This is a genomic window from Kribbella pratensis (assembly GCF_004366075.1).
Lineage (GTDB): Bacteria > Actinomycetota > Actinomycetes > Propionibacteriales > Kribbellaceae > Kribbella > Kribbella pratensis.
Window position 1 is genome coordinate 104508 of the sequence record NZ_SODU01000006.1, and the last position, 20182, is coordinate 124689.

The following is a 20182-nucleotide window of genomic DNA, read 5'->3' on the forward strand; positions in this document are numbered from 1 at the left end:
GCGTCACCCTGAAGCATGCGATTTCCCGACGACGTCCCGGTGCTGACCGACGGTGTGGTGACCCTGCGTGCGCACACGGCCGCCGACGTAGAGCCGGCGTACCGGATGTGCCAGGACCCGGTGATGCAGGAATGGACCACGATCCCGGTCCCGTACCTGCACGAGCACGCGGTGAACTTCCTCACCGAGGTGGTCCCGGCCGGCTGGCGCGACAACACCGCCTGGGCCTGGGCGATCGAGTACGACGGGAACTACGTCGGCACCATCGACCTGCGCGACGGCGAGGGCGGTGTCGGCGAGGTCGGGTTCGCGGTGTCGGCCGAGGTACGCGGCAACGGGGTGATGACCCGCGCGCTGAAGCTGGTGGTGCGGTACGCGTTCGACGGCCTCGACTGGAAGCGCGTCATCTGGCGCGCGTACGTCGGCAACTACGCCAGCCGCCGGGTCGCATGGAAGACCGGATTCCGTGGCCTGGTGACGATTCCGGGCGGCGGCCGCTCGCGCGGCGTACGGAAGGACGAGTGGGTCGCGACGATCGGGTGCGACGACGAGCTGGAGCCGAAGGGCAACTGGTGGGCGGTGCCGGTGCTCGAGGGCGGTGCGATCCGGCTGCGGGAGCTGCGCGAATCGGACGCGCAACGGGTGATGGAGGCCTGCGCCGACGAGCGGACGCAGCAGTGGCTGACGGGCATGCCGTCGCCGTACGGACTCGACGACGCCAAGGGATTCATCGCGAGCCGGCCGGATGCGGCGGCCAGTGGTGAGGCGGTCGCGTGGGCGGTCGCCGACGCGGTCACCGACGAGTTGCTCGGCAACGTCAGCGTCTTCGGTCTGAGCCACCGGATGGACAAGACGGTCGGCGAGATCGGGTACTGGATGCACCCGGACGCCCGCGGCCGCAAGGTGATGTCGACGGCCGTCGAGCTGGTGATCGCACACGCTTTCCGGCCGATCGAGGAAGGCGGTCTGGGCCGTCGCCGGCTGGTGCTGAGGTGCGCCGACGGGAACACCGCGTCCGCGCACGTTGCCGAGGCCAACGGCTTCACCCAGGTCGCCAACGAGCGCCTCGCCGACCCCCGCCGCGACGGCACCTACAACAACCTCCTCACCTACGACCTGCTCGCCACCGAACACCCCGGCGGCTGACATCTCGGGCACGCGGTAACGGGCTGAAGGCAGTGGTTTACGGCGAGTTGGTGACAAACGACACCGGTTCCCCTCGCCGTCGCGCTGCCGGGCTGCTTGAATCGACGGGTGAGAGATCGTGAGGAACTCGTCCGCCGATGGCAGGCCGGGTGGTCCGTCTCGCGGGGCTGGACCACGGTTGAGGAGGACAACGACGGCATCCTGATCGTCCGGGCAGGTGAGGAGAGCCGGCCGACGGAGTACGTCGTACTGGATGCCGACGACAAACCGGAACGGGTGGACCGCGCCGCCCAGCTGGCCCTCGCCGACGGCGGCGGGCGCGGCTCGGGCTGGATCACGCTGGCCACCGATGACAAGGAAGCCAGGATCGAGCAACTTGAGGAGCTCGGCCTCGAGGTCCAGCAGGACCAGGACTGGCTGATGACGATCCAGCTCTCGGAGCAGCCGGCACTGAAGCTGCACGAGCGATATTCGTTGCACACCGAACTCGAGGACGACCTGATCATCACCCGCGCCACGATGCACGGCGGAGTGGTGTCGAGCGGCCGGATGGCGGTCGTCGGCGAGGACGCGGTCGCGGACCGGATCGAGACCGACCCGGCGCACCGCCGGCGCGGACTCGGCAGCGCGGTGATGGCCTCGCTGGTCGAGGCGGCCGCCGCGAAGGGTGCGAAACGCGGGATCCTGATCGCGTCGATCGACGGCCTGCGGCTGTACCGGAGCCTGGGCTGGAAGGTGATCGCCGACATCGTCATCGCCCGTTGCCGCTGAGATTCAAACGATTGCCATAGTCAAAGCGTTGTTAAGCGCGGGCCGTTCAGGAGTTGGCAGGCGTCGGCCTGGGCAAGGCTGCACACCATGACGAACCACCGACGGCCATCGCGACACAACGTGGCCGGTCCGCTCCTCGCGTCCTTGTCGGCTTTGGTGCTGGTGGCCGGTGCCGGGTGGTTCGTACTGCGTCAGTCGGACAGCAGCACGGTGACGAGCCAGGACACTCCGGTCACGATGGCGACCGCGAGCGACGACGCCTCGTCGGCCACGCCGGTCCGTCCGACGAGCCCGTCGTACACACCTCGCCGTACTCCGTCCATGACTCCGTCCACTCCGTCTGCGACGAAGAAGGTGACGCCGCGGCCGAGCCGGACGACATCGGCGCCCAGCCGGAGCAGCTCGCGAACGCCGCAGCCCACCACGTCGACGCCGACTCGTTCGGCGACGCCGACGCCGGCCAGGAAGACCAAGACCTCGGAGCCGGTCGGCGGATCGGGCCCGGCCGAGGCGCAGGTGCTGGATCTGACCAACCAGGAGCGGGCGAAGGCCGGCTGCGGACCGTTGCGGACCAACAAGTCGCTGACCCAGGCCGCCGAGGCGCATGCCGCCGACATGGTTGCCGAGCACTACTTCGCGCACGACAGCCTGGACGGCCGCAGCCCGTTCGACCGGATGAAGGCGGCCGGGTTCCGGGGCGGCGCGATGGCTGAGAACATTGCCGTCGGCTACACGAGCGCGGCCGCGGTGGTAAAGGGCTGGATGAACAGCGAAGGGCATCGCGCGAACATCCTCAACTGCACCTACACGATGATCGGGATCGGCTACGACAGCGGCCAGGTGAAGCCGGAGTGGGGCCACGGCAGCTGGGTGCAGGACTTCGGCGGCTGACCGCCCTCGGGGCGAGGTTCGCGGCGGTCAGTCAATCGTTTTCTTCAGGATTCGTTAAGAGGGCACTCGGCTCCGTAACGATGACCTTGCGCGTCGGTTAAGGTCGCTGTTCGGTGAGACCAGGGGGGACCTGGCTGGACCACGGGGAACGACGCGCAACTCGGTACGAAAAACGAAGAGGATTCGCCCATCCCATGACGGATTCGCCTACCCCCCGGCGGCACCGCGGCAGTAGACGAGCTCCCCGGCGGAGCCGTGGCCTGGTCGGCCCTGTCGTCAGCGCGCTCTCGGTCCTGGTCGCGATCGGACCGGTGGTCTGGCTGATGTCTCGCGACACCAACCGGGTCGACGACGCCGCCAGGGTCCAGTACGTCTCCGACGGCACCCGCGTCGACGGCCGATCGGCGGTCGAGGGTACGGCGGCCGGCACGCCGCTGATGACCCTCACGAAGACCTTGCCGGACGGCCGAACGACGACAGCAGTCCTCGGTACGCCGGCTTTCGGCGCGGCCGCGTCCTCCTCCGCGACCCCGACGAGCCCAGGTACGTCGAGCGACACCCCCAGCAACGTGCTCACCACGCCGACGGCGCCGACCGTCGGCGTGACCACCGTAACGGTGCCGCCGACGACGCCACGCACCACCCGGACCCAGACCGGCAAGCCGACGAAGACCGCGAGTACGACACCGACCCGTACACCGACTCGGACGCCGACCAAGACGCGGTCCACCGACCCGACGCCGAGCGACACCCCGGAGCCGCCGGCCGGTGGCGGCGGGACGAACACGCAGGAGCGGCAGGTCCTCGAGTACACCAACCAGATCCGTGAACAGCAGGGCTGCGGCCCGCTCCGGCTGGACAGCGCACTCGTCGAAGCCGCCGGCAAGCACGCGTCGGACATGGTCCGCAGGCACTACCTGGACCACACGAATCCCGACGGACAGGACCCGGGCGATCGGATGGCGGCCGCCGGGTACCGCGGGTCGAGCTGGGGCGAAAACATCGCGGCCGGCTACGACAGCGCACAGAAGGTGGTGGCCGCGTGGATGCAGAGCGACGGGCACCGCAAGAACATCCTGAACTGCCGGTTCACCACGATCGGCGTCGGATACGACCCAGGCCAGGTGCGGTCGGACTGGGGACCGGGCAGCTGGGTCCAGGACTTCGGCAGAAGCTGAGACCGGGGAGCCATCGTGGTTGTCATCGTGTCCAGAACACCGAGAGTGGCCAGAACGTTGTTCCAGGGCCACAATGTCCGGCCGGTTCACCGCCGGTCCCGGCGGGTAGGTCCTGTCTGGCGATTCCGCGCCGTCGCGAGCAGGTGCTCGGTGCGGTGCAGTAGGCGGGGAATCGCCAGACAGGACCTCAATCGATCCTTGTCATGGTGCCGGGCGGTCCTGGGGGGCTCCGGTGAGACGACGTGTGAGGCGTCTCGATCTGACGAGGCACGTCGTGGGGGCGCGACTTCGAAGGGAACAACGAAATAATGTCCGAGTCCGGCAACGGCCGGTACAAACCACGCAGGAAAGCGACGCGAGCGGCCTCCCGTTCGTCGCGGTCCGGCAACCGGCCCACTCCGCCCGCGGAAACCACCCCGCCCGCACCACCCGAACCGCCGCGCTACGCGCCGCGGACCAGCGACGAGTCACCGTTCTGGGCGAGCGCGCCGAAGGGCGCCACGTCCAGCGAGTCCCCGTTCTGGGCCGGCGGCAACCAGTCACGTCCGGCCACGCCGCAGTACGCCCCGCGCGGCGCGCTGCCCAGCTACACCGCACCCGACACCAACTCCGGTCTGCCTACTCGGCCCTCTGAGGAGCCGGGTCTCGGAAGCCGGCGGCCTGCTGGTGGTACGCCGTCGTGGGTCGACCAGTCGATCGCAGGCAGCGACCCCGAACCACCCACGCGGGCACGCCGTGCAGCCGCCCGCACGGAGACCCCGGCCCCGGCGTCGCTCGGCGAAACCGCCGGCACCTGGTCCTCCCGCCGAGCCGCCGACGACTGGGCCTCCCTAGGCACCGCCTCGGGACGTGCAGCTGACGCAAGTACAACCCGCTCAGCCGCAGACGACCTGTCCGCAGCGGCCACCCGCCGCCCAACCACCCGCCCCGAAGCAGCCGCAACCGCATTCGGCCCCGCAGCCGCAGGCGCCGACGCAGCAAGCGCGTCCGACGTCGGCGAATCCGGTATGGACGCGGCCCGCGCGAGCACGTCTGGCGTCGGCGAGAGCGCCTTCGGCACCGCAGCCGCAGGTACCGGCGCAGCCGCGGGCGCGTTCGGCGTTCGCGAGAGCACGTCCGGCGTAGCCGCGGGCGCGTTCGGCGTCGGGCAATCCGGCGTGGACGCGGACCGCGCGAGCACGTCTGGCGTTGGCGCGAGAGCGTTCGGCGCGGATCGTGTGGACGGCGGCGCGGTTGGGGCCGGTGTTGGCGCGGCGGCGTACGCGGGTGCTGGGTCTGAGGTCGGTGGGACCGACTCGGGGACCGAGCATGTTGCTGCCGCTGGTGCCTCGAGCGACGGGCGAGGGGCCTCTGGGCCGGGCAGGCCTGGCGGTTCTGGGCCTGGCGGTTCTGGGCCGGGACGGCGGACCGCGGCACGGTCGGCGGCGGCTGGGCGGTCGGCTCGTGGCCGCCGTACGGTGATTGCCATTGCTTCTGTCCTGCTGGTGATCACGCCGATCTCGTGGATCCTGCTGCACCAGCCGCAGAACGACGAGGCAGACGCATCCATCCCGATCGTCACCCGCACCGACGACACCTACATCACGCCCACCACCAAGGCAGCCGTCGCAACCCCCTCGGCCCGAGTCACCGTCCCGCCAACGGCGACCCCCACGGCCACCCCCACCAGCACCCCGTCGGAAACCCCCTCGGCAACTCCGTCGAGCAGTCCGACCAACACCCCGACCGACTCGCCCACCACCAAGTCCTCCAAGACCCCCACCACCGCACCGACGTCGGCCCCGACAACGCAGCCCACCACCGCACCAACCTCCCCGGGCCGCACAGTCCCCACCCCCACGCCGACCCAGACCACCACCACGACCCCGCCACCACCGGTCGACGGCGGCATGAACGCCGACGAGCAGCAACTCTTCGACCTGATCGACAACGCCCGCGTGAACAACGGCTGCGCCCGCCTGAAGGAAGACCCGAGCCTCACCTCAGGTGCTCGGTCGACTGCCCAGAGCCGGGCCACGTCCGGTGACAACCTGAACAGCAGTTCCGGCTCCCAGGTCGGTGCTGGCGGTGACGGCATGACCGCACAGCAGGCCTACAACCAGCTGATGAAGAAGTACAGGAGCCAGGTTCTCGACTGTGATCGCACAACGCTCGGAGTAGGTATGAAGTCGGCCACCCACAAGACCGGCCTTCTGTGCCCGATCGTCTGCGGCTCCGCGACGCGCTACGCGTGGGTGGCGAACTACTCGTAGGCAGGCGGAGCTGCACGCAGGCAGAACCCCTCGGGCGACTCTCTTGAGCCGCTGCGAGTGGGTTCTGCGGCTGTCCTGTCCGAGGTGTGGGTCTGACCACAGCCCGATCCGGGATCGTGCGATAGGCAGTGGTGCGTGGGGACTTGGTATTGCCTGTTCCCGGTCACCAGCGCCTGTCTCCAGTCCCCGCCGTCGGGCGGCGGGCGGTGGGGATCGTCCACGGGTCGAGCCGGTGGAGTGGATATGTCTGCGTGGCGCTTCAGCGAGTGGGATCATGGGGGTGAGGACCCTGGTCCACCGGCCTGCGGGAGGTTGGATGTACGAGCGGGATGATGTGGATCGGGCGGAGCCGGCGCATTTCGGGATTCATCCGGAGGCGTTCGCCGAGGAGCGGCCGGATCCGCGGCCCGAGGAGGCCAAGCGGATGGGGCTGAGCCGCCATACCGAGGAAGGCGCCGTGCTCTACTTCGCGTCGTCGCTCGACCGTGGCAAGCCCGCGCACCGGATGATGGCCTGGATCCTGCTGATCACGTTCGCCGCGCCGGTGATCTACATCCTGCTCGTGCTGTAGAACTCCTGCCGATGCCGCTGCGGCGTCGTACCCAGCAACCCGTGGAAGTGGTGTCGCAGCGCGTCGCTGCTCCCGAACCCGCTCTCCGCCGCCACCCGCTCGACCGACAGGTCTGTTGTCTCCAGCAACAACCGTGCTCGGTCCAGCCGCTGCTGCAACAACCATGCCTGTCCCGAGCTCCCGGTCCGCGCCCGGAACTGCCGGGTGAACGTACGCCGTGACATCGCCACCGCTCCCGCCCACTCGTCGAGGGACACCGGCTGGTCGAGCCGTGCCCGCGCCCACACCATCGCCTTCTCGATCACGTCGTCGGCGGGGTCCGGCGGCACCGGCACCGGGATGTACTGCGCCTGCGACCCGCTTCGATGTGGCGCCACCACGATGTCCCGGGCAACCTTCTCCGCCATCTCGACCCCATGGTGCGTGCGTACCAGGTGCAGGCAGCAGTCCAGCGAGGCCGCCGTACCGGCCGATGTGACGACGTCCCCCTGATCCGACCACAGCACGTCGGCGCGCACCTTCAGGTCCGGATACCGCGACCGCAGCTCGTCGGCGAAGCGCCAATGCGTCACCACCTCGCGCCCGTCGGCGAGCCCGCTCTCCGCCACGAGGAACGCCCCGAGACACAGCCCGACCACCATCGCTCCCCGCGCGTGTGCCCGCCGGATCGCGTCCAGCAGTACGTCGGACGCGACCAGACCGGGCTCCCAGCTCGGCAGCACCACGACATCGGCCCGGTCCATCACCTCGAGACCGTGATCCACCGTGATGCCGAACCCGGCGCTGGTGGCGAACGATCCCGGCTCCTCCGCACAGACGAGTACGTCGTACCGCGCCGGCAGCCCGCGACGTTCGCCGAGCACCAAGCACGGCACGGACAGATGGAACGGGCTCATCCCGGGATACGCGAGGACCGCGACAGTACGCATCGGGACAGTATGGCCCGATCTTCAGGAACGATGACTCGCGGGCCAATGGTGAGACGGATCGCCAGGCCGGAGGATCGTGGTCATGAAGATCACGCACATCGGCGGCCCGACCGCCGTTCTGGACCTCGGTGGCCTCACGTTCCTGATCGACCCGGCGTTCGACGAGCCCCGCGACTACCAGCTCCCGGGCCGGGTGATGACCAAGCTGACCGGCCCGGCGATCCCGGCCGCGGAGCTCGGCCCGATCGACGTGGCCCTGGTCTCGCACGACGAGCACAAGGACAACCTCGACGACGCCGGCCGCGCGCTGCTCCCGTCCATCCCGACCGTCGTCTCGACCCCCGGTGCGGCCGTCCGCATCCCCGGCGTCCGCGGGCTGAAGAACTGGGAGTCGATCGATCTGCCCCGGCCGGACGGCGGCGTGATCACGGTGACCGGCGTACCGGCGCTGCACGGCCCGGAAGGCGCGGAGGAGGTCCTCGGCGTGGTCACGGGATTCGTCCTGCAGGGCGACGGACTCCCGACCGTCTACGTCTCCGGCGACAACGCCTCGCTCGGCCTGGTCAAGGAGATCGCCGACCGGTTCGCGCCGATCGACGTCGCGGTCCTGTTCGCGGGCGCCGCGCGCACCGCGCTCCTGGACGGCGCCAACCTCACCCTGACCTCGGCGGACGCGGTCGAGGCGGCCCGCCTGCTCGACGCGGCGACGATCGTCCCGGTCCACACCGAAGGCTGGGCGCACTTCAGCGAGGGCCCGGAGCAGTTCATCGCTGCGTTCCGTGACGCCGGGCTGGAGGACCGCGTCGCGCTACTCGAGCACGGCGTCGCGACGAGCCTTGATTGAGGGCTTGACGAGTACGGAGCGTGACGGATAGCGTGCGTCCGCCGGGGGGAACCGGCAGCTTGCACTCATCGGGCCGGGGGGAATTCGGCCCACTGCCTAGGGGGACATTCCTTTGTTCGTACGACGCTTCCGCGCGCTCTTTTCCGCCGCCACAGCCGCCCTGGTGCTGGCCGGTACGGCGGCTCTCGCACCCCTGCCGGCCGATGCGGCGATCACTGTCGTCCTGAGCGGCATCCAGTACGACCCGCCGGGCGCGGACGACCGTACCAACGCCCAACTGAACAACGAGTTCTTCACCGTCCGCAACATCAGCTCACGGCCGATCAACCTGTCCGGCTTCCGCGTCCTGGACGCCGCCAACCACCTGTTCGTGTTCCCGCGCGGCTACGTGCTCCCGGGCCGGTCGACGGTCATCGTCCGCACCGGCAAGAACCGGAACCGCGCACTCACGCTGTACTGGAACCAGAGCTGGTACATCTGGAACAACACCGGCGACACCGCCCGCTTCCAGACCCCGGCCGGCAAGACCTTCGACACCTGCACCTACACGGCAGTCACCGGCCGCTACCGCGTCGGCTGCTGACAGCAACTACTAGCGGCGGTCCGGCCCGGGGTCGGTGCCATCCGGGATCCATTCCTGGACAGTGATCTCGTCCCCCACCCGGATGTTGCCAGGGGCAAGTACTGCGCCCTTGACGCCGAAGCTCACCCCGCCGCCGTAGGCGGGTTCCCGCCGGTACGTCGCCAGCGTCCGGGTCGGCTCCGGCCCGGACTTGGCGCCGGTGGCCTGATCCACGGTCGGCACCGCGCACCGGATCCCGCGCGCGGAGTACCCGATCTCCACCGCGCCGGCGGTCATCCGCAGCACCTTGTCCTCGGTGTGCGGCTCGGGCCACCCGGAAACGACGAGGTTCGGCCGGAAACGGTTCATCGGAATCGCGTTTCCGCCGTGTTCCACGATGCGCGCGTTCAGACCGTCGAGTGACGCCTGCGACGTGATCATCAAGGCGTGCGCGTCGCCGAATCCGGTCAGCCCGCGATGCGCGCCCCATCCGGGCCGCTCGTGCTCGGGCGTCACGCGAACCAGAGCTGCCGGCGCACCGAGGCGCGCGGTGAACCACTCGTCCGCGGCCGGGTCCTGCACGATGCCCTGCCCGAACCATTTCTCGAACAGGCTGACGTCACGCCGCTTCCCGTCGTACCGGATCTCGATCTCGAGGTCCGGGGCGCCGGGCGCCGAGAGCCGGAGCGCGTCGCCGGCGAGTTCGGCGCGCAGCGTGGCCATCGCGGGCAGCTTGCGCTGACTGAGGAACGACCCGTCCGGCTGGACCAGCATGAACAACCGGTCGTGCAGCAGACCGGTCGGTCCGGCCTCGGCGGATTCGACGGAGATCCCGGCAAGGCCCTTCACCGGGTAGTAGGCCAGGGCGGCAACCTTTGCAACGGACACAGGACCAGCCTAACCGGCCTTGATCTGTTGAAACATGTTGAGTTATGTTTGAACACGTGGAGGACGTCGCTGCTTTCGCTGCCGCCTTGGACCGGGTACGTCGTCAGGCGGGTCTGAGCTATCGCCAATTGGCGGACCGCGCGCTTTACTCGCATCCGCATCTGATCCGCGCGACGAGCGGCAAGCACCTCCCGACCTGGGATGTGGCCGCTGCCTACCTCACCGGCTGTGGAGTTCCGATGGATCTGCTGCCGGTCTGGCGCCGGCGTTGGCAGCAGGCGAGCCGCGACCCGCGCGACATCGTCGGCCTGCTGGAGAACGCGCAGAACCTCGAAGACCTGGGCACAGCGGTCGCGGCACTCACCCGACCACGATCGTTGCGAGCGCTCGAGCAGCAGAGCGGGATCCCGCGAGCCACGATCCAGGCGTGGCTCCAGGGCACCAGGCTCCCGGGCCGGGACCGCCTCGACCACCTCGTCCGCTCGGTCGGCGCAACACCTGCCGAGCGCACCGCGGTCGCCAACGCCGTAGACCGCCTCGCCACCGGACGAGACCGAGTCGGCCGCGCACCGGTCAGCTCTGCGCGGGTCAGGTCCGGAAGACTGAGGCCGGCGCCCGCGGCGTGACGAAGCCTTCCGCATCGGTCAGCGGCGCCGCTTTCCCGGCAAGCTCCTGCAAAGGCATCACGTCGTACGGCGGTTGCGCCCGCCGGCCCGCATCCGTCAGATCGGGAACGGGCTGCGGCGACGCCACCATGATGACGTTCCCGAATCCCTTGCCCCGCAGGATCTTCCGCTCCGCGAGCACGACGCCCGCGCCAACCACGTCCCGTACCGTCGCCGCCGTACGCCGGATGAACGGCAGCCCGGCCTTCCCGTCGATCAGGTTCGCGACAAGCACACCCGTCGGCCGCAGCACCCGAGCACACTCCGCGAAGAACTCCGCCGTCACCAGATTCGCCGGCACCGACTCGTGCTCGAAGGCATCCAGGATCACCAGATCCATCGAGTCGTCGTACAACTCGGTGATTCCCGCCCGCCCCGTGACCGGGCGCACCTTGATCCCGGACCGCTTCGGCAACGGCAACGTCTCGCGAACGAACTCGGTCAGATCCTCGTCCGGTTCGAGCACGATCTGACGTGACCGAGGCCGCGTCACAGCGACGTACCGCGGCAAACTCAGCGCGGCGCCACCGACATGCGCCACCGCAACCGGCTGCCGCCGCGGCGCAACCGCATCAACGACGTCACCGATCCGCCGCATGTACTCGAACGACAGGTTCCCCGGATCCGCCAGATCCACCTGCGACTGCGGCGACCCGTCGACCCGCAACACAAACGTCCCATCCGCCTGTGCCTCAACAGAAGCCATCCCCGACCCAGTCCGCCGCTCCACGCGCACATGCTCCCATCTTTGAGAACCCACCAACCGTTTGGCCGCGGGCAAAACGGTTGGTGGGTTCTCAAAGTTGATGTGAGCAAGTCGGCGGTGCCCCAGCGTTGGGCTGCGACACCTGGCTTGCTAGCGTCCGAAGCACACAATCGGATGAGCTAGGAGCATGTCGTGAGCACTACACCGGTGAAGGTGGCCGTTACCGGGGCCGCAGGGAATATCGGTTACAGCCTGCTGTTCCGGATCGCGAGCGGCGCGCTGCTCGGGCCGGACACGCCGGTGGAGCTGCGGCTGCTGGAGATCACCCCGGCGCTGAAGGCGCTCGAGGGGGTCGTGATGGAGCTCGAGGACTCCGCCTTCCCGACACTCGCCGGTATCGAGATCGGCGACGACCCGAACGTCGTGTTCGACGGGGTCAACGTCGCGCTGCTGGTGGGCGCGCGGCCGCGGACCAAGGGGATGGAGCGCGGCGACCTGCTGGAGGCGAACGGCGCGATCTTCACCGTCCAGGGCAAGGCGCTGAACGACCACGCCGCCGACGACATCCGCATCACCGTCACCGGCAACCCGGCGAACACCAACGCGCTGATCGCGAAGAGCAACGCGCCGGACATCCCGGCCGAGCAGTTCTCGGCGCTGACCCGGCTGGACCACAACCGGGCGCTGGCGCAGCTGGCGAAGAAGACCGGCACGCACGTCACCGACCTGAAGAAGCTGACGATCTGGGGCAACCACTCCGCGACGCAGTATCCGGACATCTTCCACGCCGAGGTGGCCGGCAAGAACGCCGCCGAGGTCGTCAACGACCAGGCCTGGCTGGAGAACGACTTCCTGCCGACCGTGCAGAAGCGCGGCGCCGCCATCATCGAGGCCCGCGGCGCGTCGTCGGCGGCCTCCGCGGCGGCCGCCACCATCGACCACACCCGCGACTGGCTGAAGGGCTCGCCCGAGGGTGACTGGCTGTCGATGGCGGTCGTCTCCGACGGTTCGTACGACGTGCCGGAGGGCCTGATCTCGTCGTTCCCGGTGACCACCAAGGACGGCAACTGGGAGATCGTCCAGGGCCTGGAGATCAACGAGTTCTCCCGCGGCAAGATCGACGCGTCGACCGCCGAGCTCGGCGAGGAGCGCGCCGCCGTGAAGGACCTCGGCCTGATCGGCTGACAACACCTGACAGAACGGCCCCCGGGATGGCGTCCCGGGGACCGTTCTGCTGTTCTCACCGCAGGCTGTAGGCGGCGATCACAGTTTGCGTCGTGCTGTTCCCGGCCGCGTCCGTCGTGGTGGAGCGCAGCGAGACGGTCTTGCCGGACGGCGTCGGGAAGACCGCCTTGCCGCCGGCAACCGGCGCCTGACGCCAGGTCGCTCCGGCGTCACCGGAGTACTCGATCTTCACCTTCGCCACCGCACCGCCCTTGACCTCGTACGGCAGGACGGTGACCGGCTTGCGTTCCATCGTGTTGTTCCCGTCCAGCTCCGGCCGGAACGCGACGGTGTGGATCGGAACGCTCGGCTGATCTGCCGACGACGTGAACGTCGCCTCCAGATCGACCCGCGTCGAGAACGGCCACAGCGCCTGTGTGCCGGTCGTGACCAGCTTGTACGACGCCTTGCCGGCGGGCAGGTCCGCGACGCCGATGCTGCCGAACCGCGTCGAGGACCCGATCTCGGTCCCGTCGCGGTACAGCTTCGCGCTCGCCGGCGTCATGGAGATGAACCCGGCGTGCCCGTCCGCGTCGGTGAGGCTGTACAGCGAGATGTTCAGCTCGCTCCCCGACCGAGTCGCGGCGTACACCGACGGCACGAACGTGGCCGCGTTCCACCGTTCGGTGTAGTACCGGCCGGCCTTGTACAGCACCGGCTTCCCCTCCAGGCGCCACTTCGGGAGCGGGAAGTCTCCGCCGTCCGTGTCCTCCTCGGTCACGCCGGACCAGCCGTACTGCGTGTCGTCGAGGTAGTACCGGATCGTCCGCGGCACGTCGAGGCGGATAACGCGAGCCCAGCCACCACCGCCGTCGGGCATCACCGGCATCAGCATCTTGAACACCCGTGGATCCGCGGTCGCGTTGACCGTGCTGTCCACGGTCGCGAGGTCGGACTGCTTCACCTGCCGGTCGAACCCGGTGGGGAACTCGCCCGGGAAGTAGTTCGCGATCCCGTACAGGTACGGCGTGTTCGTGAACAATCCGTCGGCACCCGGCACACCCCACTGGGACGTGACGTGCCCGGTCAGCTCGGCCGCGGACAGCTTCGGTCCGGCGCTGTACGTGTACATCTTCCCGGACAGGAAACCGCCCGCGGAGTACATGTACGTGCCGTCCTTGATCTTCCGGTCGAAGCCGATGTCCGAGTTCGCCTGCTTCGCGTCGGCCTTCGGCACCGACGTCGTGATCGGCTTCGCGTTCCGCGCGTCCAGGACGACGGTCTGGTCCGAGGTGAGCTTCACACTGGGCGCGGTCAGCGAGAAGAAGATCCAGTCTTCCGGTCCACGCTCGAATTCCTGGAACTGACTGAGCAGATACTCGCCCTGTGGCAGCCTGAGCCTCACCGTCCCGTTCTCGTCCGGCGAGTACATGTCGTATGCGTCGTTGTCGACGCCGACGAGCGACAGCGGGTAGTCCGGGTCCGGTGCACCGTCGGGCCGGACCAGCTTGACGGTCAGGTTGTACGTCGGACCTTCCTTGTCCACACCCACCGGTACGACGACCGTCTGACCGCCCACGGTGGCAGTGATCCGGCCGCTGTACAGCCCGTCCGCACCGCCGAGTGCGGTGTCCGACGTCGCCTGCACAGACGCCGTACCACCGGCCGGGACGGTCACCGAGTCGGCGCTCAGCTTCAGCGCACCAGCCGGAGCCGCCGCACCGTCAGGCCCGTTCAGCTCCGACGTCAGCGACAGCGTGACGGCCGCGTCGCCCAGGTTCCGGAACGTCACGTCGCGCGTGACCGGCTGGTCGTCGGAGTGCGGGTACGCCGCCTTCCCGAACGACACGCTGCCGGGCTCACTCACCACGGTCTGCTTGATCGCGGTCGTCAGGTCGATCCGTCCGGCGCCCTGCTGGAACGACGTCTGGCCGGCCGCGACCTTCGCCGAACCCATCAACGCCGCCTTCACCTCGGCCGGCGTCCAGGTCGGATGCTCCTGCAGCAGGATCGCGGCAGCGCCGGCGGTGTGCGGCGTCGCCATCGACGTACCGGAAAGCCGCAGGTACTTGTCGCCGACCGGTTCGCCGATCGAGGAGTCCTTCGACTTCGCCGCCACGATGTCCGTGCCCGGCGCGGTCACGTCCGGCTTCAGCGCGCTGTCCCCGACCCGCGGCCCGCGACTCGACGTCACGTTGAGCTGGTCCTGCTTGGTCACGTTGCCGACCGTCAGCGCCGCGTCTGCGCTGCCGGGCGAGCTGATCGTTCCGTCACCCGGCCCTTCGTTGCCAGCGGCAATCACGAACAACGTGCCGGACTGCGCGGTCAGCCGGTTCACGGCCTCCTCGATCGGATCGAGCTCGGGCGTGTCCCGGCCGCCGATGCTGAGGTTGACGATCTTCGCCTTGACGTCGTTCGCGGCCCACTCCATACCGGCGAGGATCGCGGACTCCTCGCAACCCCAGACCTCGCAGATCTTGCCGTCGTAGATGCGCGCGTCCGGCGCCACGCCCTTGTAGCGCCCGTCCGACGCGGCACCGGTGCCGGCGATCGTCGACGCGACGTGCGTACCGTGGCCGACCAGGTCGTCCGCCGGCTCCGTGGTGAGGTTCTTCTCCCCCGCGATCTGCGTCGCGAGATCCGGATGGGTCGCGTCGACGCCGGAGTCGAGCACCGCGACCGACACGCCCTTCCCCGTGTACCCGGCCTGCCACGCGACCGGTCCACCGATCTGCGGCACCGACTGGTCCAGCAGCAGCTTCCGCCTGCCGTCCAGCCACAGCTTGCTGAACCCGGCCGAGCTCATGAACGCCTTGGCATTGCTCTTGCTGACCTTCATCGCCGCACCGCTGATCGACGGCAACTGCCGCGTGACCCGCGTTCCGGCCGGTACGGCGCGCTTCGCGGTGCCGGCGTACGTCGTCAGCACCGGGATGGTGCTCGTCGACGCGTCGTCGTACCCGCCCTTGACCAGCTCGGCGACATCGAACAGCCGGCGGTCGATCCGGCCGTCCCCGACTGCTTGATAGACGTCGGCCGGGATCACGTAGGCGTGGTCCCGGACCCGGTAGGTGTTGAAGCCGACGTGCTCCCGTCCGGCCGCGGGCTGGACCGTCGTCTTGGTCACGTCGCCGCCGGCCAGAACCACTCGGTCGCCGGTGATCAGCGTGACGCTGACGTCCTTGCCGCCGGCCGCCCGGGCGGATGGCTGAGCGGACGGTGCCGCAGCGGCGGGCGTCATCAGCCCGACGGCAAGGCCCGCGACCGCCAGGACGGCGATCGCGGGCATTCCTCTGCGCGTAGATCTCGAACTCACTGCCTCACCCCAAAAGTCGGTTGTCTGCGCAACTGCTAGAACGCGGCAACCGGTCTCCGGGGTTGCGTCGTCAGCGCATCGCGTACGACCCGATGACGGTCAGGTCCGTGACGTTGCCGGCGCCGTCGACGAGGTGCGACCGCAGCGAGACGCTCTTTCCGGCCGGCGTCTGGAAGATCGCCTTGTACCGGCCGTGACCGATCGGCGCGACCGCGGCGTTCTTCCAGGTCTTACCGCCGTCACCGGACACCTGGACCGTCAGCTTCCGGATCACCGGCAACTGCTGCCCAGCCTGCGCGTCCACCACGACGGGCAGGACAGTGACCGGCTTGCGCTCGGCCACGTTGTGATCGTCCACCGTGGGCTGGTAGCGGATGCCCAGTAGCGGCAGCCTGGTCTCCTCGGACGTGGCCGCCGAGCTGAACGTCCACCGCAGATCGGTCCGGGTGGCGAACGGGCTCTTCGACTGCGTCTGCGTCGACACCAGCGTGTACGTCGTCTTCGCCGCAGGCAGCTCGGACGCCTCGACGTACCCGAAGAACGGCGACTCGGCCACGACCTTCCCCTCCTGCATCAGCTTGCTGGACTCCGAGTCGGTGGCGATGAACCCACTGTTCCCGTCCGCGTCACCGAGGCCGTAGGCCGACACGAACAGGCCGTTCCCTTGCCGGACCGCCTTGTCCGGCGCGATCGTGAACGCCGCCGCGTTGAACCGTTCGCGGTACGACTTGCCGGCCCGGTACTCCTTCGACGGCGACATGAGCCGGCTGATCGTCTCCGGGAACGGGTTCTCCGGATCCGTACTCGGGATGATCTCGTCGACCTCGGTCTGCCAGGTGGCCGGCTTGCCGTCGACGTACGCCGTCGTGGTCAGCGGCGCCTTGCCGTACATCAGTCCGACCGCCCAGCCGCCACTCATCCCCGGCCCGCTGCCGAACACGATCCGCTCGTGCTCCCGGTCGCTGGTGGCGTTGACGGTCTGCTGGAGCGTGGCCTGGTCGTTCGCCTTGACGTTCCGGATGAACCCGGTCGGGAACACGCCCGGGAACGTGTTGACCTGTCCGACGAAGTACGGCGAGTTGCTGAACGACCCGTTGGCGTCCGGCTTCGCCCACTGCGACGTGACATGGCCGGTGAACTGCTCCTGCGGCAACACATCGGATCCCACCTGCGCGGTGTAGATCCCGCCGAATCCGAAGGACAAGTTGGCGTAGCTCATTCCGTTCTTACCGTCCGCGGATGTCCGGTCGAATCCGATGTCGGCGAGCGCGGCCTCCGCGCCGGCCTGCGGCACGGTCACCTTCACCGGCTTCGTCGTCCGCGCGTCGAACACCACCGTGGTGTCCTCGGTGAGCTTGATCGACGGCTGTACGAGCCCGTAGCTGACCAGATCGCCGTCCGGCTGCTCGACGTACTGGCTGTTCTGCACCAGGTACTCGCCCTTCAGCAACCGCAGTTTGAGCGTGTCGGTGCCGTCGCCTAGGAACTGGAACAAGTTCCGGTCCACCGCGGACAGGACGCCATCGAACGGGGCCGGCTTTCCGTCCGCACCGATCGCCTTCAGGGTGAGGTTGTAGCTCTCCTTCTCCTTGTCCACGCCGATCGCCGACGTGACGCTGACATCGCCCGCGGTCGCGGTGAGGCGGCCGGAGTACGTGCCGTCCGGGCCGTCGTGCTTGGTGTTCGAGGTCGCCTGGACAGTGGCCGTGCCGCCCGCCGGGACGGTGACCGTGGTCGCACTCAGCTTGAGCGCGCCCGCCGGAGCGGGGCTGCCGTCCGGGCCGTTCAACGACGCGGCCAGGTTGAGCGTGACGGGCCGGTCGCCGAGGTTGCGGTACGTCACGGTCCTGGTGACCGGGGCGTCGTCGCCGTGCGGCCAGACCGCCGTGCCGAACGAGACGTTGCCGGGCTCGGCGATCACGGTCTGCTTGATGCCCTTGGCAACATCCACCCGGCCGGCGCCCTGCTCGAACGCGGTCTGGTCCGCGGCCGGCTTGGCCGAACCCATCAGCGCGCCCTTGAGCTCGGCCGCCTTCCAGTTCGGGTGTTCCTGCGCGAGGATCGCGGCCGACCCGACCACGTGCGGCGTCGCCATCGACGTACCGTCGAGACGCAGGTAGTCCGCGCCGACCGGCTCGCCGATGATCGAGTCCTTCGCCTTCGCGGCGACGATCGACACCCCCGGCGCGCTGATGTCCGGCTTCACGGCGCCGTCGCCGACGCGCGGACCACGGCTGGAGAAGTCGGCCAACTGGTTCTGCTTGTCGACCGCGCCGACCGTGAGCGCGGCGTCCGCACTACCCGGCGAGCCGATGCTCTGCTCCCCCGGGCCTTCGTTGCCGGCGGCAATCACGAACAGCGTGCCGGTCTGTGCGGTCAGCCGGTTCACGGCCTCCTCGAGCGGGTCGATGCCCGGGGTGTCGGTGCCGCCGAGGCTCAGGTTGACGACCTTGGCCTTGATTTCGGTCGCAGCCCACTCCATCCCGGCCAGGATCGCGGAGTCCGGGCAGCTGCCGAAGTCGTCACAGACCTTGCCGTCGTACAGTCTCGAGTCCGGGGCCACGCCCTTGTACTTGCCGCTCGACGCGGCCGCCGTACCGGCGATCGTCGAGGCGACGTGCGTACCGTGGCCGAAGTGGTCGCCGTCCGGGGAGTCGGTGAAGTTCTTGCCGCCCACCACCTGGGTCGCGAGGTCGGGATGGGCCTTGTCGATCCCGGTGTCGAGGACCGCGACCGGGATGCCCTTGCCGGTGTAGCCCGCCTGCCAGGCGGTCGGTGCGCCGATCTGCGGCACCGACTGGTCCAGCGTGACCTTGCGCTTGCCGTCGAGCCAGATCTTGTCGATGCCGGTCCCGTCCAGGACCTTCGAGTCCTTGGTGACCTTCAGCGCGGCGCCGTTGATGACGGGCAGCTGTCGCGAGACGGTCGCTCCCGGTATGGCGGCTCGCTTCTGGGCCTTGCCGCTGTACGTGACGATCAGCGGCAGCGTGTCGTCGTACCCGTCCTTGATCAGGCCGGTCACGTCGAACAGGCGGCTGTCGAGCTTCCCGCCTGCCAGGCGCGCGCTGACGTCGGACGGTACGACGTACAAGTGGTCCTTCAGCCGGTACGAGTTGAACGCGACGTCGGTCCGGCCGGTGCCGGGCCGGATGATGGCACGGGCGGGGTCGCCGCCGCGCAGGGTGACCCGGTCGCCGGTGATCAGCGTGACGCTCTGATCCTTGGCGGCCGGATGGGCTTGGGGGCCGGCTGTTGCTTGGCCCGGGGTAACGAGCCCGAAGGCAGCGATCAAGGCGACGGCGGCAACGCCGATGCGCCTCGATCGTGGTGTGGATACCACGATGAGTCCCTCCCGATCGGTTGTCCTCACAGCGGGCCGCACCAGGCCACTCACGGAGCGGAGTCATACGGCCACTCACCGATAGATGTCCGGACCCTATCGAATGGTTGCCAGAACCACCTGCCACGGCAGGTTGTTGCCTCGTCACTGCCCGTAAAGGCCTCCGAGCTCAGGCAGGCGGGGCCACCATGGCGTCGGCCTGCCCGGAGGCGGCCAGGGACGCGGCGATGAAGCCCGAGGACTTCAGGTCCTCGATCAGGTCGTGCAGGTAGGCGACCGTGTCGGGGTGCTTCGACTTTGCGGTGCCGACGGCCTGTTGGATCCGCATGAACCGCTCGTCGATCAGGCGGAGGTCCGGGTTCTCGGCGACGTACCGGGCGATCGGCTGCCGGATGCCGGCCGCCACCTCGAGCCCCTCGTCACGGAACACGTCGACGCCCTCCGCCCCGCGGACCACCGTTGCCTGCTGCAACGTCCTGGTCAGGTAGAGGTCGTACGCCGACCCCTGCTTCACCCCGATCCGCACACCTGGCGCATCCACCTCGGCAACGGCGGTCAGCCCGGAATCGCGCGGTACGGCGTACACGCCCTCGATCACGACGTACGGCGCCGTGAACGCGACCTCGGCCGCCCGCGCCGGGTCGATCGCGAGAAAACAGAGATCCGCCTGCCCGGTCGTCATCGCCTCGAACGACTTCCGCGCCGCATCGAAACACACCAGCTCCAACGGCAACTCGAGCCGCTTGGCCAACTCCCGCGCGATGTCGACAGTCACCCCACCCGGCGCCTCCGCGGTCCCCTGCGCCAGCACCGGATTCCCAAGATTGATCGAGGCCCGCAGAACCCCGTCCGGCGCAAGATCCCCAGCAACAGTCGTCATACGGCGACCCTAGTCGGATCCAGTTTTTGCAGAGACATTGCGTAAATAGGCCGACGGTCCTACTGTGTGCGCAGGAACC

Annotated in this window: 17 protein-coding genes; 10 read left to right on the forward strand and 7 right to left on the reverse strand. The window is 69.0% G+C overall.

The genetic code is table 11. The features are described 5' to 3' along the window. Positions 1–15 precede the first annotated feature (15 nt). Positions 16–1146 carry a GNAT family N-acetyltransferase gene (locus EV137_RS39975; protein ID WP_134133353.1) on the forward strand — a complete coding sequence of 377 codons (1131 nt, stop codon included), beginning with the start codon at positions 16–18 and terminating at the stop codon, positions 1144–1146. 108 nt (positions 1147–1254) lie between these two features. After that, positions 1255–1917: a GNAT family N-acetyltransferase gene (locus EV137_RS39980; protein WP_133785044.1), complete on the forward strand. Its 663-nt coding sequence runs from the start codon at positions 1255–1257 to the stop codon at positions 1915–1917. A 191-nt stretch (positions 1918–2108) separates the two neighbouring features. Here EV137_RS39980 and EV137_RS41720 read toward each other — a convergent pair whose 3' ends face one another. Next, on the reverse strand, positions 2109–2450 hold the full coding sequence (locus tag EV137_RS41720; RefSeq protein WP_238175875.1) for a hypothetical protein: 342 nt from the start codon (positions 2448–2450) through the stop codon (positions 2109–2111). Between EV137_RS41720 and EV137_RS41725 the strand changes: the two genes are divergently transcribed. The 4 genes from EV137_RS41725 (at position 2434) to EV137_RS40000 (ending at position 6809) form a co-directional block, all read left to right on the forward strand. Then, entirely contained in the window at positions 2434–2808 is a 375-nt protein-coding gene (locus tag EV137_RS41725) for a CAP domain-containing protein (protein WP_238175876.1), read from the forward strand. The two genes, EV137_RS41720 and EV137_RS41725, sit on opposite strands and share 17 nt — an antisense overlap. A 194-nt stretch (positions 2809–3002) precedes the next feature. After that, positions 3003–3986 carry a CAP domain-containing protein gene (locus EV137_RS39990; protein ID WP_134133356.1) on the forward strand — a complete coding sequence of 328 codons (984 nt, stop codon included), beginning with the start codon at positions 3003–3005 and terminating at the stop codon, positions 3984–3986. Between the two features lie 308 nt (positions 3987–4294). Further along, on the forward strand, positions 4295–6238 hold the full coding sequence (locus EV137_RS41730; protein ID WP_238175877.1) for a CAP domain-containing protein: 1944 nt from the start codon (positions 4295–4297) through the stop codon (positions 6236–6238). Between the two features lie 316 nt (positions 6239–6554). Then, positions 6555–6809, forward strand: a complete 255-nt coding sequence (locus EV137_RS40000) for a hypothetical protein (RefSeq protein ID WP_134003901.1) — start codon at positions 6555–6557, stop codon at positions 6807–6809. Here the strand turns inward: EV137_RS40000 and EV137_RS40005 are convergent. Further along, a complete protein-coding gene (locus tag EV137_RS40005; protein ID WP_134003898.1) occupies positions 6788–7738 on the reverse strand; it encodes a GlxA family transcriptional regulator in 951 nt (316 codons plus the stop codon). The genes EV137_RS40000 and EV137_RS40005 overlap by 22 nt on opposite strands. Positions 7739–7820: 82 nt before the next feature. Between EV137_RS40005 and EV137_RS40010 the strand changes: the two genes are divergently transcribed. Both EV137_RS40010 and EV137_RS40015 read left to right on the forward strand, forming a co-directional pair. Then, on the forward strand, positions 7821–8582 hold the full coding sequence (locus tag EV137_RS40010) for an MBL fold metallo-hydrolase (RefSeq protein WP_134003896.1): 762 nt from the start codon (positions 7821–7823) through the stop codon (positions 8580–8582). Between the two features lie 112 nt (positions 8583–8694). Beyond that, complete coding sequence (locus tag EV137_RS40015) at positions 8695–9165, forward strand: lamin tail domain-containing protein (protein ID WP_134003894.1); 471 nt, start codon at positions 8695–8697, stop codon at positions 9163–9165. A gap of 9 nt (positions 9166–9174) precedes the next feature. Here the strand turns inward: EV137_RS40015 and EV137_RS40020 are convergent, their stop codons facing one another. Then, positions 9175–10032 (reverse strand): MOSC domain-containing protein, encoded by an 858-nt coding sequence (locus EV137_RS40020; protein WP_134003892.1) that lies wholly within the window; start codon positions 10030–10032, stop codon positions 9175–9177. 56 nt (positions 10033–10088) lie between these two features. Between EV137_RS40020 and EV137_RS40025 the strand changes: the two genes are divergently transcribed. Further along, positions 10089–10658 carry a helix-turn-helix domain-containing protein gene (locus tag EV137_RS40025; RefSeq protein WP_166680162.1) on the forward strand — a complete coding sequence of 190 codons (570 nt, stop codon included), beginning with the start codon at positions 10089–10091 and terminating at the stop codon, positions 10656–10658. Here the strand turns inward: EV137_RS40025 and EV137_RS40030 are convergent. Then, positions 10621–11403: a spermidine synthase gene (locus EV137_RS40030; protein ID WP_238175878.1), complete on the reverse strand. Its 783-nt coding sequence runs from the start codon at positions 11401–11403 to the stop codon at positions 10621–10623. The genes EV137_RS40025 and EV137_RS40030 overlap by 38 nt on opposite strands. A gap of 192 nt (positions 11404–11595) precedes the next feature. Here EV137_RS40030 and EV137_RS40035 point away from each other — a divergent pair, with 192 nt between their 5' ends. Beyond that, on the forward strand, positions 11596–12588 hold the full coding sequence (locus EV137_RS40035; RefSeq protein WP_134133362.1) for a malate dehydrogenase: 993 nt from the start codon (positions 11596–11598) through the stop codon (positions 12586–12588). A 55-nt stretch (positions 12589–12643) separates the two neighbouring features. Here the strand turns inward: EV137_RS40035 and EV137_RS40040 are convergent, their stop codons facing one another. From EV137_RS40040 to EV137_RS40050, 3 genes are all read right to left on the reverse strand, one after another. Beyond that, positions 12644–15856: a S8 family serine peptidase gene (locus EV137_RS40040; RefSeq protein WP_134133363.1), complete on the reverse strand. Its 3213-nt coding sequence runs from the start codon at positions 15854–15856 to the stop codon at positions 12644–12646. Positions 15857–15953: 97 nt separating this feature from the next. Beyond that, complete coding sequence (locus EV137_RS40045) at positions 15954–19223, reverse strand: S8 family peptidase (protein ID WP_134133365.1); 3270 nt, start codon at positions 19221–19223, stop codon at positions 15954–15956. Between the two features lie 169 nt (positions 19224–19392). Next, positions 19393–20103: a transporter substrate-binding domain-containing protein gene (locus EV137_RS40050; RefSeq protein WP_134133366.1), complete on the reverse strand. Its 711-nt coding sequence runs from the start codon at positions 20101–20103 to the stop codon at positions 19393–19395. Between the last annotated feature and the right edge of the window lie 79 nt (positions 20104–20182).